This is a genomic window from Clostridium sulfidigenes, assembly GCF_000732635.1.
Classification (GTDB): Bacteria; Bacillota; Clostridia; order Clostridiales; family Clostridiaceae; genus Clostridium_J; species Clostridium_J sulfidigenes.
Genome location: NZ_JPMD01000027.1, coordinates 40466 through 56900, shown reverse-complemented (window position 1 = coordinate 56900; position 16435 = coordinate 40466). Strand labels below are relative to the sequence as shown.

The window sequence follows — 16435 nt, the reverse complement described above, 5'->3', positions numbered from 1 at the left end:
TTCACGGGTCTTATTTTATCTATTTGCTTTTTCTTCTATTTTTTTAGCTAGGTCATGAGCCATTTTGTCTATCTCTTCTTGATTTTCACCTTCTAGCATTACTCTAACTAAAGGTTCTGTACCGGAAGGTCTTATTAATACTCTACCGCAACCTGCCATTTTTTCTTCCATTTCTTTTATATCTGCCATGATTTCTTCATCTTTTTCATGGATATCCTTCATGTTGTTTGGCACCTTAGCATTTACTAATACTTGTGGTAATTCCTTCATTGTTGCTGCAAGTTCACTTAATGGTTTTCCAGTACTCTTTACTGTTGCTGCAAGTTGAATACCTGAAACTAAACCATCTCCTGTGGTATTGAAATCTAAGAATATAACGTGACCTGATTGCTCTCCTCCAATGGAATAACCTTCTTTAGCCATCTCTTCTAATACATATCTATCCCCAACTTTAGTACTAACAGTTTTAATTCCAGCTTCTTTTAAAGCTATGTGAAGTCCAAGGTTACTCATAACAGTTACAACAACTGTATCATGGTTTAATTTACCTATAGACTTAAGGTGTTTAGCTGCTATTACCATCATGAAATCTCCATTTACAAGATTTCCTTTTTCATCTATTGCAAGGCATCTATCTGCATCTCCATCAAAAGCTAATCCTAAGTTACATCTATTTTCAACAACAAATTTCATTAGGTCCTCAGGATGAGTTGATCCACAATCCTTATTTATATTGATTCCATCTGGATCACTATTAATTATAAAAACTTCTGCTCCTAGTTCTTTTAACGCTTTTACTGATGTTTTATAAGCTGCACCATTGGCACAGTCAACGGCAATTTTCATACCACTTAAATCACCATCAATAGTAGATTTAGCAAATTCTACATAGTCATTTATAGCATCTTCTCCTATGTATTTTCTACCTAACATTCCTCCTGTAGGAATATTGATTCCTTCAAAATCACTTTCTATTAACTTTTGAATTTTATCTTCTAATTCATCACTTAATTTAAATCCATCTTTATTAAAAAACTTAATACCATTATATTCAACAGGATTATGTGATGCAGATATTACAACCCCTGCTTCTGCCTTATACTTCTTTGTTAAATATGCAACGGCTGGAGTTGGAACTACTCCTAAACAAAGAGCTTCTGCTCCTACTGATAAAATCCCTGCAACTAAAGCTGATTCAAGCATATCTCCGGATATTCTTGTATCCATTCCTACGATTATTCTAGGTTTGCTAGTGCACTGAGTTAAAACTAATGCTCCCGCTTTTCCAAGTTTATATGCAAGGTCTACAGTTAATTCCTTATTAGCAATTCCTCTTACTCCATCAGTTCCAAACATTCTACTCATATATAAATCTTCTCCTCTTAGTATGATTTTTTATCTTCAATAATCTTATTTTTTCTATTAAGTCTACATTACTATGTGAAATTCTCATTACAACATACAGGTTAATTATAATACAAATTATGTATCATAACAATAACAGCTTACCATTATACATTCTATACGAATAAAAGCAACACAAAATCTGTGTTGCCTTTATTATATATTATTCCTATCTCATATTAACTTTCTAATACAATACCATTTGTTTTCTCTATAAGCTCTTCTACAGTACCATCACTGCTTTCATACTCCATTAATTCTTTACTTCCTTTAACAAAAATCAAGGCTATAGTGAATATAAATGATATTCCTAGAAGAGATAATACTGCTACTCTTATAGGTAAAAATTCACCTAAGACTCCACCAACTAAAGCTCCTATTGGCTGTAACCCTCCACTTATGGTATTCATTAATGCTCCAATCTTACCTCTCTTATCTGATGGTACTACAAGCATCATTGCAGAATTAAATATAGTATTAAATATTACATTACATAAAAAGGATATAAATGCAATAGGTATCATTAAATAAAAATTCTTCACTATAAATACAAAAGGTAATATTCCAAGACATATCAATGCACCAAATTTATAAATTTTAAATTTTTGATTCTTTTTTATATTAATTATTGATAAAAATCCACTACCTGTTAACATTCCCATAGGAATCACTGCCATAAATAAACCATATTTTTCTGGACCTAGGAAAGGCATAGTTTTAAAATATGGGAGTATTAATATAAATGCGGCATTAGCAAACAGATTTAGTAATGATGCTAGTAAGAAAACGTTTCTTAATGTCTTAAAATTCCAAAGGAATTTAAATCCTTCTTTAAAGTCATCTACAAAAGTAATTTTTTCATCTTTTTTCTCTCTTTTAGGTTCAGTTATAAACATTTCTGTAAAAGCTGAAATTAAATAAGATATACCATTAGCTAAAAACATGTATGGAGCACCTATAGTCATATATATAAGTCCACCAATAGCACTACCTATCATATCCATACCAGATGTTGCAAAACTTGTAACTGAATTAGCCTTTACAAATTTAGACTCATGAACTAATTCTGGCTTTATAGAACTTACCGCTGGACCAAAGAAAGCAGAACATAAACCACTAATTACCCCAACTACAAATACCATCCACACCTGTATAAAACCAAATATACCAGCAATACCTACGAAAGTAACAACTACACCCCTTATAAAATCTGTTATAACCATGATATTCCTTCTATTCCACTTATCTACAAAAACTCCTGCAAAAGGTCCTAATATTATTCTTGGTAGCATTGTAAGAGCACTTAACAGCCCCATGAGCCCAGTAGACCCAGTAATGTCTAGTATCCAAAAGTCTAATGCTATCATATATAATATGTCCCCAAGCATAGATACTAGTTGCCCTTGCCAAAGCAAGAAAAAATTCTTATTCCATAACCTTATATTTTCTCCATGATTTTTTAATTTATCCTCCATGATTTCCCCCTCATTATAAAGTACATTTACTGTTAATTGCTTATATCCTTACAGATTCTTTAACTATTCCATTATCTTCTATAATAAGTTCCCCTGAATATTCAACTTTGTTAATTATTGAACCTTTTCCTATGGTAACATTTTTGCCTCTTACTATATCTACCTTAGAATTTTTAAGTAGTATGTCATCTCCTTCTATACATTCACATTGAAGGCTTCCTTTATTTCTAAATGAATTAGAAAATAGTGAACCTATTATTCCATTCCTTGATATATTTTCGGTAACTGCTACAAATCTTCCACCTATTTCTTTAATATGATGATTTCCTGACATGGTAATGTATATCTCATCACCATTTATTAGTCCATTACTGTTTATATCCCCACTTATAGTTATTTTTTCTCCTTCTATGCCATCCTTTACAGTTATATCTCCAGATATGACTATATCTCCCCCAGTAATTTTACCTTCACATTCTATATCTCCTGAAGCTTCTATTTTATCTGCTTTCAGGTTTCCTCCCATATCCGCATCTCCACTTAAATGAAACAGACCACTGCAATATAGATTACTTTTTACATCGATATCCCCACTTATTTTAAGAATTCCACAATCCACTCTTCCATCTACATTTACATCTCCACTTACCTTTAATTCGCCTTTTACAGATAAGTTTTCATGGATATCTACATCACCACTAACCCTAAAAATTCCACATTGCAGATTATTTTTTATATCCACATCTCCACTTACCTTGAACAAATCTTCACAGTATACATTTCCTTTTAATTCTGCATCTCCACTAACATTGATAGTTCTACAATTAACATCCCCTTTTATAGTTCCATCTCCGCTTATTTTTATATCTCTATAGTTTCCACCTTCTGATATCCAGTCATCATTTATTTTTAAATCATTACAATTGTCGTAATTCATTTTTACACCCCATTTTTATACTATTAATTATTAACTATAGCGTTAATCTCATTTTAAGATTTTCTATAATATTTTTAATGTTTATTTCTCCTATGATTTTGCTGCCATCATCCACAATTATTCTTTCTCTGTATGCTACTACACAAATCCCGATTCCTAATCTTCTTATGATATATAATGTTCCATCCTTTTCTTCTATATTTTTATATTCCTTATTAATAAGCTTTAGTATAACTTCTATTTCACCAATGGTTAGTTTTCCTAAGTCAAATTCCCTTTGAAGAATATCCATGAGTAAGATATCTTTAAAATTATATTCTTCCTTTTCTCTAAATATATCCTTATATATAGGAAGGGTTTCTTCTCTTATAATTTCCTTTTCTATAAGATACTCTTCACTTACATCATCTACCTTAGGTTTGTTAGTAAACATAGCTGCTAAATCATCTAAAGGCATATCATCCTTAAGATCTATAATTTTATTTATTCTATTTATTATCTTTTCCCTAGGGAAAAATGTTTCTTGACCTGTATAACTTGATTTTTTTATAAACCACTCCTCTGGAATAAGTTCTTTTCTCTTCCATCTATACAGTTGTCCGTAAGATATTCCCGTCATATCTAATATTTCTTTTTTAGAAATTAACTCTTCTTCCACTTTATTTCCTCCTCTTTTTTAGTTTAGTTTTTAACTCTAATTAAACTTTTTATCTTTAGTAATTAAAACATTTTAAAATCTATAGTTTCATTTCCTCTTCAATAACAGATTCTGAATTTAGTTTTTCAAGACTCTCACTGTATTCTATTCTTTTAATCTTACACCCCTCTCCTATGGTAATCTTTCCTCCACGAACCACATCTGCTATGGTGTTTTCCAAATAAATTTCATCAGCTTCAATAGTTCTAATAGTTAAATATCCAAAGTTCTTACTAAATAATTTACAAATAAATCTTCCTATAGCATTCATAGTAGAGTATTCCTTTAAAACTCTTACCTTAGTTGCTCCAATTTCTTCAACCTCACAACCACCATTTAACTCTATATTTACTTCATCCCCATTTACCATTCCTAGGGTTTTTAGTACACCTTTAATATTTATAATCTCTCCTTCAATACCATGACCTACTCTAATTGAACCTAAAAGCTTAACATTAGTTGCATTTATTCTTCCTTCAATTCTTCCTGCTCCTGCCACAGTGAGCTCTTCACCTTTAAAGTTACCACCTATTTTACCACTTCCACTGATGTTAAATTTCTTTGCATGAATAGAACCAAGAACAGAACCACTTCCGCTGATACTACCAGTAACGCAGTTTAAGTCTCCACTTACCTTTCCGCATCCACTAATACTAAAACCATTGCTTATAACAGCACCTTCAACTTTTCCACTACCACTAATACTAAATTTTTCACAGTTTACATCTCCAACAATTTTTCCACTTCCACTGATAGATGCAATCCTATATCTTCCTCCTGCCGCACTCCCTGAACCTGATATTTTTAAATCTCCAAACTGTTCATTACTCACCATAATTTATACCTCCATTTTATTTCCACGTAATAATGTTACATTAACTAATTACACGCAGCTCTTTAATATTGTAAATAGCCATATATTCAATAATCTTTTATCATATTTTTATAGTAACATAACATTGTTACGCTTGTAAATAGTTTTTTTCAATTTTTATACAATTTTTATCATAAATAAAAAGTATAAAACTTATACACTAAGTTTTATACCTTTATCCTTATTCTCTTACTTAGTTATATATAAAAAAGTGGCTTTCGCAAAATATATTTTGCGAAAGCCACTTTTAGCTAATAAGCTTATTTTACTACGTATGATGCTCCAATTTCTAAAGCTTTTCTATTGATTTCAAAGAATTTTTCTTTTCCGTGATCTCTTAGAGATTGAAGTAAAGTTTCCATAGAAACTATTTGTGTTTTTGCAACTAATGCTCCTAGAAGCACCATGTTTGCAATTTGTTTACTTCCAAGGCTATCAGCTTCTGTTTGAGCTGGTATTTTTATAACTTCAATATCTTCTCTTTCAACTGGTCTCTCAATTAAGTCACTATCTAATATTAATAGTCCACCTGGTAAAATTTCTTTTTCAAACTTATCAAGGGAAGGTCTATTCATAACAACTAGTGATGTAGGGTTAGTTACTATTGGAGAACCAACAGCTTCATCTGAAACAATAACAGAACAGTTTGCAGTACCTCCACGCATTTCTGGTCCATAAGAAGGTAACCATGAAACATTCATATTAACATCCATTCCAGCATAAGCTAAGAATTTACCCATTGATAATATTCCTTGTCCACCAAATCCAGCAAATATTATTTCTTGTGATGCCATATTATTTCCCCTCCTCAGTTGTTGTATCTTTTTTAACACCTAGAGTGTAGAATGGCATCATGTTATCTCTTAACCATCCAAGTGACTCTTGTGTTGATAATCCCCAGTTAGTTGGGCATATTGATAGAACCTCAACCATTGAGAAACCTTTTCCAGCAATGGCATTTTGGAAAGCTTTCTTAATAGCAGCTTTAGCTTTATTTACATGTGGTACATTATCTACTGATACTCTTTCTACATAGCAAGCTCCATCTAATGTAGATATCATTTCAGAAACTCTTATTGGATGACCTTGAAGTTTAACATCTCTTCCATATGGAGAAGTTTCTGTAACTTGTCCTGGTAATGTTGTTGGAGCCATTTGTCCTCCAGTCATACCATAAATGCAGTTATTTACGAAGATTGTAACTATGTTCTCTCCTCTTGTAGCTGCATGTACAATTTCTGCTGTTCCTATAGCTGCTAAGTCTCCATCTCCTTGATATGTGAATACAACTTTATCAGGATTAGATCTTTTTATTCCTGTAGCTACTGCTGGTGCTCTTCCGTGTGCAGCTTCAAACATATCACATGCAAAGTAGTCATATGCCAAAACTGAACATCCAACTGGAGCTACACCAATTGTTTTATCTATAACATTTAATTCTTCAAGTACTTCCCCTACTAGTCTGTGGATTATTCCATGAGTACATCCTGGGCAGTAATGGGTAGGCACGTCTAATAATGCTTTTGTTGGTTGAAATACTATTGCCATTATTTAGCACCTCCTATGAATTTTTTAACATTTTCAAGGACTTCATTAGGGCTTGGAACCATTCCACCTGATCTTCCAAAGAAGAATACTGGTTTTCTTCCTTCAACAGAAAGTCTAACATCTTCTACCATTTGACCACAGCTAAGCTCTATTGATGCATAACCATGCTTAGTTTTGTCCACAGTTTTTTCAAAAGCTTCTACTGGGAAAGGCCATAATGTTATTGGTCTTATTAAACCTAATTTTATTCCTTCTTTTTCAGCCAATTTTATAACAGTCTTGCATATTCTTGAAGTTGTTCCGTATGCAACCATTATTAAATCTACTTCATTTTCACAATTATATAATTCATACTTAGTTTCATTTTCTTTTATAGCTTTATATTTTGCTTGTAATTTCAAGTTATGAGCTTCAAGACCTTCAGGTTTTAAGTATAAGGAGTTTATTACATTATGGTTAGCTCTTCCGTTTAATCCATTAGCAGCCCAAGTTTTTTCTGGAAGGTTTTTTTCACTTCTTTCTTTAAACTCTACTGGCTCCATCATTTGTCCAAGCATTCCATCTCCCATAACCATAACTGGAGTTCTGTACATATCAGCTACATCGAAAGCATCTTGTACTAAATCTACCATTTCTTGAATTGAACATGGTGCATATACTGGCATATTGAAATCTCCATGGGAACCACCCTTAGTTGCTTGGAAGTAGTCTGATTGAGCTGGTTGAATTCCACCAAGGCCTGGACCACCTCTAACTATATTAATGATAACACAAGGAAGTTCTGCACCTGCTATATAAGATATTCCTTCTGCTTTTAAGCTTATTCCAGGTGAACTTGAAGATGTCATACATCTTACTCCAGTTCCTGCTGCTCCATATACCATATTTATTGCAGCAATTTCACTTTCAGCTTGTAGAAAAACTCTACCTATTTTAGGCATTTTTCTTGAAAGATATGCTGATATTTCTGTTTGTGGTGTTATAGGGTATCCGAAGAAACATTGACAACCAGCTTGGATAGCTGCTTCACCTATGGCTTCATTACCCTTCATTAAAACTTTTTCTGACATGAATCTTTCCCCCCTATTATTTCTCCACTGTAATTACAAGATCTGGACACATTTTTCCACATGATGCACAACCAATGCACTTAGGCATATTTTCTTCTGTAACTGTAGCTGGATGATATCCTTTTACATTTAGTTCCTCAGAATAAGTTATGATTTGTTTTGGACATGCGATTATACATTGTCCACATCCCTTACATCTTTCTTCCCTAAAAGTTACCTTTGCCATAATACTTACCTCCTTATATAGAAAGTTTAGAATATTTTATCTACTATATATTGTTTATGACCTACACTCAAGTTGTAATACGTTTACATTTTATTATCCCATATCCCTAAGGATAATAACTAAATACGTTTACATATATATAATTTATCACTTTTTAGTACAAGATGTCAACTTAGCACTAATAATTAGTGCTAAATTAAATCTTTTCTCCATGGTGGCAACATATATATGTGAATCGGGAATATCTTTCCTGAAACCTTACCTTCCACTTCATTTACAAGTTCTTCAGAACATACAGTATAGGCATGAGGAATATCTAACTCTTTAGAAATCTCTGCTATTTCCATATCCCCTTTAATTATATGTTCCTTTGTAGTTTCATATGATAAGTTTGTATTAGATATTAGATGAGTCACTTTTAATCTTGAAGCTCTTTCTATATCTCTAAGAAACTCTATAGTATCTTTGTCATTAGATGTAAATGGTCTATTACCATTTATCACAAAGTACATATCATAAGGTTCTTCTCTAAAATGTTTGTTATATTGACCAAGAGCTATTGCTCCTGAATCATCTCCTCCAATATCAAAAATTACCTCATAACTTTTATCGTTAAATACACTTCTAACCTCTGCTGGTACTACCATAAGTTCAGCATTAACATACTCAGGATTTGAAGAAATAACCTTTATATTATATTTTTCCTTAAGTTCCTGTGTAAGATCTCTAATACAAAAATATGGATTTACTATATCTAAATCTACAAGGGCTACTTTTTTCCCTTCTTTAGCTAACTTAATTGCATAATTTATTGCTATTTCTGTCTTTCCACTTCCAAAGTGACCTGTAAAAACCCTTATTCTACTCATAGCTTCACCCTATTTATATTCCTTAGCAGCTTCTTGACCTGTTAATACTCTTAGTCCACCTTCTGCTAAGGCAAGTAATTCATCTTCACCTGGATAAACAACTACTTGTGATATAAATTCTACTCTTTCTTTAATGTATTCTACTATATATTTTCCGTATGCAATTCCACCAGTTAGTAATATTGCATCAACTTTTCCTTGTAATACTGTAGCACATCTTCCTATCTCTTTAGCTACTTGATATGCCATAGCATCAAATATTAATTTAGCTTCATTATCTCCTTCTGCTACTCTGTCTCCAACAAGTTTAGCATCATTAGTTTGTAGATAACCTACTATTCCACCTTTACCGTTTATCTTTTTCTTTATTTCATCCATGGTATATTTTCCACTAAAGCAAAGTTTAACTAAATCTCCTACTGGAAGTCCTCCACTTCTTTCAGGTGAGAATGGGCCTTCTCCATCTAGTGCATTGTTTACATCTACAACTCTTCCTTGTTTATGAGCTCCTACTGATATTCCTCCACCCATATGAGCTACTATAAGGTTTAGCTCCTCATAAGAAGTATTTGTTTCTTTAGCATATCTCTTTGCTACAGCCTTTTGATTTAAGGCATGGAATATACTCTTTCTATCAATTTCTGGCATACCAGATATTCTAGCCACATCTTCTAACTCATCAACTACAACTGGATCTACTATAAAAGACGGTACATTTATTTCTGTTGCTATTTCATGGGCTATTATTCCACCTAGATTAGAGGCATGTTGTCCTAAAACTCCTTGTTTTAAATCCTTAATCATAGCATCATTTACACTATAAGTTCCACCTTCGATAGGTTTTAAGAGTCCACCTCTACCTACTACTCCTGATAATTCTTTTATATCGAAGCCTTTTTCTTTTAGTACTTGTAATATTACTTCTTTTCTAAATTCTAATTGGTCATATATTTCTTTGTATTTACCTATTTCTTCTGCTGAATGTCTTAAAGTTTCAACTAATATAGGATTTTCATCATCATATACACCTATCTTTGTTGATGTTGAACCTGGATTGATTATCAATTGTTTATGTCCCATTTTCTTCCTCCTTATTATCTTCCTGCTACTAATGATGCAAGGGCAATAGAATTCATTTTTGTCTCTGGTGAATCTGCTCTTGATGTTACTATAACTGGTGCTGCTGCTCCCATTAATAATCCACCATTCTTAGATTCTGTAGTATATGTTAAGCATTTATAAACAGCATTTCCTGCTTCTATATTTGCCATTAATAATATATCAGCCTCTCCCGCTACTGGACCTGATATTTTTTTGTGTGCTGCGGCTTCTTTTGAAAGTGCATTGTCAAGAGCCAATGGTCCATCAATTATACAACCTTTAATTTGACCTCTCTCATTCATTTTGGAAAGGTTTGCAGCATCCAGTGTAGCTGGCATACTAGGGTTTACAACCTCAACTGCACAAATTGGCGCTACCTTTGGCATGTTATTCTCAAGAGCATGAGCTACTTGAACTGCATTTTTTATAATATCTATCTTTTCTTTAAGTTCTGGATACATATTAAAAGCTGCATCTGTTACAAATAATAATCTATCATAGCCAGGAACTTCGAATATTGCAATGTGTGACATCTGTTTTCCTGTTCTAAGTCCTACTTCTTTATTAAGTACTGCTCTTAAGAAAGTAGCTGTATCAACTAAACCCTTCATCATCATGTCTGCTCTACCTGAAGATACAAGTTTAACAGTTTCTATAGATGCCTTGTTTACATCTTTCTCATCTATAATTTCATACTCATCTATGTTCATTCCAATTGTTTCTGCAATTTTTATTATTTCTTCCTTATCTCCAACTAAGATAGCATCAGCAATGCCATTTTTTTTAGCATCTCTTATAGCTTCAAGTACTGGTTCATCTTGTGCTACTGCTACTGCTACTTTCTTCATTGATTGAGATTTAACCTTAGAAATTACCTCATCAAATGTTTTAATCATTATGATTCCCCCCAAATGTTAATCAAATTTAACTTCATCGTCATATATCTTTGGTGTTTCTTCACCATTTAATACCCTCAATGCTCCTTCTGCAAGGGCTAACATTTCATTTTCACCTGGTACAATTTCTACAGGTGCAATAAATTTTACATCTTCAGTAATCCAGTTTGTAACTCTTTTATTATAAGCTATTCCACCAGTTAAAATTATAGCATCAATGTTACCACATAGTGCAGTAGCCATTCCACCTATTTCTTTACTAAGTTGATATGCCATAGCTCTTAATATCAATTCTGCTTTTTTATCGCCTTCATCGATACGTCTATCAACTTCTCTTCCGTCATTAGTTCCAAGATAAGCTACTAATCCACCTTCTCTTGTAATTTTGTTTTTTAATTCTTGCATTGTATACTTATTACTAAAGGCAAGCTTCACTAAATCTCCTACTGGAAGACCTCCTGTTCTTTCTGGTGAGAAAGGTCCATCTTCATTTGCATTGTTGCAATCAATTATTCTGCCACCTCTCACTGGTGATACAGTTATTCCTCCACCTATATGTGCTACTACGAAATTACTTTTCTCAAAATCTAAGTTTTTATCAGCACATACTTTTCTTACTACAGCTTTAATGTTTAAAGCATGCACAAGAGAACGCCTAGATATATCTTCCATGCCTGATATTCTTGTTACTTCGTCAACTTCATCAACAGCAACAGGATCTACTATATAAGATGGTATTCCTGCTTTCTCTGCAATTTCATAGGCAATAACTCCACCTAAATTTGAAGCATGCTGTCCTTGAAACCCAACAATAAGGTCGTCTAACATCTTGTAAGTTATCTTATAAGTCCCTCCTGGCATAGGTCTTAAAAGTCCACCTCTACCTACCACAGCATGAAACTTTTCAAGTGAATAATCGTTTTCATTAAGCCAATTATATATGACTTCCGTTCTCATGTCCTTTTGTTGACATATATGAGAATACTTTTTCACTTCCTCTGCACTGTGAGATAAACTAGCTGAGGCTATACATTCCTCCCCCAAAAATACAGCTATTTTCGTAGATGTCGATCCTGGATTAATCACTAATACTTGCTTATTTTCCCTCATCACTATACCTCCACATAAATATTTATATTAGCTTTAATTTTTTTGCATTAGATTTAGAAGTATATAAAATTTATATATTTCTAAATCTTAGCAAAATTTATCCTAAAGGATAACAATCTCTAATGAGCAAAGGCTCTAAGAAATCTGTTTATCCTAAATCCTATCTTTACTTCTTGCTGCAAACTCATATCCCCATTAACAGAGTTTTTTGCTTCAGAGGTTTTTCCTCTGAAGGTTAGAAATCGTTATCCAGGGACGTAGCAGCTCTTTACTCCCACTTTGAAAAAGATGGGAGTATTAGAGCTGGTAGTCATCGGATTAAAGAAAAGAAGAATGGATAAAATAATCTTCTTAAATATTATATTATCAATGGATAATATAAATATCAAGTTTCTATTTGTTTTATTTTGGTGAATATTCTGTGATAATCTGTTCTGCCACTCTAAGTCCATCTACTGCTGCTGATACAATTCCACCTGCATATCCTGCACCTTCACCCGTTGGATACAATCCTCTAACATTAACACTTTCATAATTTTCATTTCTATTTATTTTTACAGGGGCAGACGTCCTTGTTTCCATACCTGTTAATATTGCATCTTCTCCTGCATACCCTGGTATTTTCCTATCAAATACAGGTAATGCTTCTTTTATAGCATCTACAACAAAATTTGGTGCACAGCTTTTTAAATCTACAAATTCAGTTCCTGGAGTATATGTTGGTTTCACCCTTCCAAAATTCTTTGATACTTTGTCATTTAAAAAATCTTTTACAAGCTGGACAGGGGCGTTATAATTTCTTCCTCCAACTTCATAAGCTAAAGCTTCATAACGTCTTTGAAAAGCAATTCCCCCTAATGGGGTATTTCCTTCAAAGTCACTAGGGTCTACTGATACTACTAAAGCAGAATTAGCATTTATCCCATCTCGCTTATAATTACTCATACCATTCACTACTACAGTATTTTCTTCAGATGCTGAAGCTACTACCTGACCACCTGGACACATACAAAAACTGTATACAGATCTAGATAGTTTATTACTCGTATAGGTTAGTTTATAATCTGCAGCCCTTAGTTTTGGATGAGTTGCATATTTACCATATTGATTTTCATCTATCATATGCTGTAAATGTTCAACTCTAAAACCAACAGCAAAGGGTTTTGGTGATATAGAAACACCTTTTGAAAATAGCATTTCATAAGTATCTCTAGCACTATGACCTGTAGCAAGTATAAGATTATCACAAGGTATATGTTCACCTTCTACTACTATCTCAGAAATTTTACCATTTCTTATTGATATATCTTCAAGCTTAGATGAAAATCTTACTTCTCCACCATATTCCTTAATTTTTTCTCTTATATTTTTCACTACATTTTTTAATATATCTGTTCCGATATGAGGCTTCCCCATATATGTAATTTCTTCTGGTGCACCTGCTAAAACAAGCTTTTCTAGAATATATCCACATCTATGATCTTTAATTCTAGTTGTTAGCTTTCCATCTGAAAAAGTCCCAGCTCCACCTTCTCCAAATTGAACATTGCTTTCTGTATTAAGTATCCTATTATTCCAAAAACCATCTATAGTTCTAGTTCTACTGTCTACATCTTCACCTCTCTCAATTATAAGAGGGTGATATCCCTTTTCAGCTAAAAGAAGTCCTGCAAATAGCCCTGCTGGTCCCATTCCTACTACTATAGGTCTATTCTCTAGCTTCTTTGTTCCAATTTCAAAATCAGCTTTATAATTATCTCCGCCTAATTTAACATCATTACTATTTACTCTAGCTATTACTTTAGCTTCATTATCACATTCTATTTCTACAGCATAATTTATTTTTATTTCTGATTTTTTTCTAGCATCTATAGATTCCTTAGTAATCTTAAAGGATTTGAAATCACTTTCTTTTATTCTAAGTTTATTAGCCACCTTTGATTTTAAGGTGGCTAAACTATCTTCATTTATTCCTAAAACTAAATTATTTATCTTAACCGTCATTATTACCTGTCTCCTCTGTTTTGGCTTTTATGGTTATAGTTATATTTTCAGGTGTTTGGCTCTTAACTTGTACTGTATTTGGTACTCCTGCTAATTGTATCTTAACTTCATGGGAGCCTTCTGTTAAACTTTTTAAATCTACTGTAGCCTTAAGTTTATCTTCACTGATTTTACTTAGTTCACTCTCTTCTCCTGTGATAATTAACTTTAATGTTGGAGTTGAGTTTTCTAGTGTAAGTTTTTCTCCCAAATTAGTATAGTCTATTGGTATACTTAAAGTCTTTTCACTAAATTTCTTAACTGTAATTTTAACTTTTACAGTTTTCTCATTATTTACACTGTGTACACCTTCCGGCATTATTAGATTTGCATCTACCGTAGTGCTTTCAGTTATATTACTAATATTTATAGGTTCTGTATTAATGCTTTTTATGTTATCTATTATTTCACTTACACCAGCTACCTCTATACTCTTTGGTGCTGCTTCCGTACTTACTATAGTTACTCCTGGTACTGCTGTGCCAGTAGTCTGTACATTTATCCCCAAATACTTTCCTTTTTTCACCTGGATTTTCACCTGTACATATTCTGGATATATAGATAGTCCAGTAATTTCTCTTTCGTCTGAATCTACTAAAGTAACCTTACAGTTTTTATCTATATCAGTGCTTGCATTAGTTATATCTACTTGAGCTACTGCTCCTACCACTTGATCTAAATATCTTTGTGGTCCTGAAATTTTTACAGAATTAGGTGATATTACAGAATCATCATTATAATATCCCTCAGCTACTTCACCTACAATTCCAGATGTTACATTTACATATTTATCTGCTAAAGTATCCACATCTACTTTCATTAAAAGACCATCAGAGTTTACAACAGAAACTCCAGGAATTGCTTCTTTTACTTTAACTTGAACTTTATTTTCTCCCGGGGTTAGTGCATACCCTTGAAGGTCTGCTACTAGACTAAACTCTTTTTTATCTAAATCTTTAATTGTAGATGCCGGAGCCTTTACTGTTAAATTTATATAAAAATCTTGATTTGGTATTAGTACTAAATCTCTATCTGCAAGAGTATCTTCATTTAGTATCTTTACCGGTACATATTTTATTACACTAGTAGTTACAGGGTCTTCGCTACTACGAATATACATCCACAATACTAGTGCTGCTATTACACAACAAATTCTTATTATGATGTCTTGTCTTTTTTGCTTATCCATAGCTTTACCCTCTCTTTAAATGATTCTTTTCTATTTTGTCTACTCTTCATTATTTTAAGTAGTACATTTCTTAGCTTATCTTTATCGTAATTTCTAAGTAATCTTCCATTTATAGCTAAAGAAATTACCCCCGTTTCTTCTGAAACTATAATAGTTATACAGTCTGCTACCTCTGTAACTCCTATTCCAGCCCTGTGCCTTGTGCCTAACTGTTTATTTAACTTATCATCATTGGTAAGGGGTAAAAAGCAACCTGATGCTACAACCTTATCATTCCTTATGATAGTGGCACCATCGTGAAGTGGAGTATTTACAACAAAAATATTTTGTAGCAATGCTGAAGATACATCACCATTTATTTTAGTTCCCGTGTTTATAATATCTCCAAGACCAGTCTTTTGTTCTATTATTATAAGTGCTCCAACTCTATCTTCAGCCAATACTTCCACAGCATCTACTATTTCATTAACCACACTCTTCATAACTTCTTCATCTTCATAAATTATTTTATCTACAAAAGAAGTTCTTCCAATATGTTCTAAAGCCTTTCTAATTTCAGGCTGAAATATAATTATAATAGAAATAACACTAATTGTTAAAGTATTCTCTAATATCCAATTTAGGGTTGTTAAGTTTAAAACATCACTTACTGGTATTAATAAAAATATAAGTACAATTCCTTTTAATAATTGTTCTGCTCTTGTCTCTTTTATTAATGTATAACCTTTATAAAATATAAAAGAAACTACAATAATGTCAATTAGAGAAAATATAGTCATTCCCTTAAAAATATTTATGAGTGCATTAAAGCTTTCCATATAGTCACCACCTATCGATAATACTATTTTAATTATACACCAATACTTCTATTTGTAATATAAATTTTAATTTTTAGAACAAAAATATTTTAATTAAATAAATGTTAATAACTACGAATATTTTAGTTTTAACTTTAATATAAAGAATTATAATATATTTTTTGCAAATACAAAGGGG

At 32.4% G+C, this 16435-nt stretch carries 16 protein-coding genes; all 16 read right to left on the bottom strand.

Annotation, left to right across the window (positions count from 1 at the left end; all coding sequences use genetic code 11):
- Positions 1-15: 15 nt before the first annotated feature.
- The 16 genes from glmM to cdaA all read right to left on the bottom strand — a co-directional run bounded on the left by glmM (position 16) and on the right by cdaA (position 16257).
- The gene (gene glmM / locus IO99_RS11165; RefSeq protein WP_035133414.1) at positions 16-1365 is read right to left on the bottom strand and encodes a phosphoglucosamine mutase; all 1350 of its coding nucleotides are present in this window, start codon (positions 1363-1365) and stop codon (positions 16-18) included.
- A gap of 218 nt (positions 1366-1583) precedes the next feature.
- Positions 1584-2879: an MFS transporter gene (locus IO99_RS11160; RefSeq protein WP_035133412.1), complete on the bottom strand. Its 1296-nt coding sequence runs from the start codon at positions 2877-2879 to the stop codon at positions 1584-1586.
- A 40-nt stretch (positions 2880-2919) separates the two neighbouring features.
- Positions 2920-3816 carry a DUF4097 family beta strand repeat-containing protein gene (locus IO99_RS11155; RefSeq protein ID WP_035133410.1) on the bottom strand — a complete coding sequence of 299 codons (897 nt, stop codon included), beginning with the start codon at positions 3814-3816 and terminating at the stop codon, positions 2920-2922.
- A 34-nt stretch (positions 3817-3850) separates the two neighbouring features.
- Positions 3851-4474, bottom strand: a complete 624-nt coding sequence (locus IO99_RS11150; RefSeq protein ID WP_035133409.1) for a DUF4004 family protein — start codon at positions 4472-4474, stop codon at positions 3851-3853.
- 79 nt (positions 4475-4553) lie between these two features.
- Positions 4554-5348 carry a polymer-forming cytoskeletal protein gene (locus tag IO99_RS11145; RefSeq protein WP_035133407.1) on the bottom strand — a complete coding sequence of 265 codons (795 nt, stop codon included), beginning with the start codon at positions 5346-5348 and terminating at the stop codon, positions 4554-4556.
- A gap of 299 nt (positions 5349-5647) precedes the next feature.
- Positions 5648-6181, bottom strand: a complete 534-nt coding sequence (locus tag IO99_RS11140) for a 2-oxoacid:acceptor oxidoreductase family protein (protein ID WP_035133406.1) — start codon at positions 6179-6181, stop codon at positions 5648-5650.
- A gap of 1 nt (position 6182) precedes the next feature.
- A complete protein-coding gene (locus IO99_RS11135) occupies positions 6183-6935 on the bottom strand; it encodes a thiamine pyrophosphate-dependent enzyme (RefSeq protein WP_035133404.1) in 753 nt (250 codons plus the stop codon).
- Positions 6935-8005 (bottom strand): 3-methyl-2-oxobutanoate dehydrogenase subunit VorB, encoded by a 1071-nt coding sequence (locus tag IO99_RS11130; RefSeq protein ID WP_035133402.1) that lies wholly within the window; start codon positions 8003-8005, stop codon positions 6935-6937. The genes IO99_RS11135 and IO99_RS11130 overlap by 1 nt, the downstream gene beginning before the upstream one ends.
- Positions 8006-8021: 16 nt before the next feature.
- Positions 8022-8231 (bottom strand): 4Fe-4S binding protein, encoded by a 210-nt coding sequence (locus IO99_RS11125; RefSeq protein WP_035133400.1) that lies wholly within the window; start codon positions 8229-8231, stop codon positions 8022-8024.
- Positions 8232-8422: 191 nt separating this feature from the next.
- Complete coding sequence (locus IO99_RS11120) at positions 8423-9100, bottom strand: nucleotide-binding protein (RefSeq protein ID WP_035133398.1); 678 nt, start codon at positions 9098-9100, stop codon at positions 8423-8425.
- A 9-nt stretch (positions 9101-9109) separates the two neighbouring features.
- Entirely contained in the window at positions 9110-10180 is a 1071-nt protein-coding gene (gene buk / locus IO99_RS11115) for a butyrate kinase (RefSeq protein ID WP_035133396.1), read from the bottom strand.
- A gap of 14 nt (positions 10181-10194) precedes the next feature.
- Positions 10195-11097: a phosphate butyryltransferase gene (gene ptb, locus IO99_RS11110; protein ID WP_035133394.1), complete on the bottom strand. Its 903-nt coding sequence runs from the start codon at positions 11095-11097 to the stop codon at positions 10195-10197.
- Positions 11098-11115: 18 nt separating this feature from the next.
- Positions 11116-12207 carry a butyrate kinase gene (buk, locus tag IO99_RS11105; RefSeq protein WP_035133392.1) on the bottom strand — a complete coding sequence of 364 codons (1092 nt, stop codon included), beginning with the start codon at positions 12205-12207 and terminating at the stop codon, positions 11116-11118.
- 402 nt (positions 12208-12609) lie between these two features.
- Positions 12610-14211: an NAD(P)/FAD-dependent oxidoreductase gene (locus IO99_RS11100; RefSeq protein ID WP_035133390.1), complete on the bottom strand. Its 1602-nt coding sequence runs from the start codon at positions 14209-14211 to the stop codon at positions 12610-12612.
- A complete protein-coding gene (locus IO99_RS11095) occupies positions 14201-15439 on the bottom strand; it encodes a CdaR family protein (protein WP_035133387.1) in 1239 nt (412 codons plus the stop codon). Before IO99_RS11095 ends, IO99_RS11100 begins: the two co-directional genes overlap by 11 nt.
- Positions 15409-16257, bottom strand: coding sequence for a diadenylate cyclase CdaA (cdaA, locus tag IO99_RS11090; protein ID WP_035133386.1), 849 nt, complete (start codon positions 16255-16257; stop codon positions 15409-15411). The genes IO99_RS11095 and cdaA overlap by 31 nt, the downstream gene beginning before the upstream one ends.
- Positions 16258-16435: the final 178 nt, after the last annotated feature.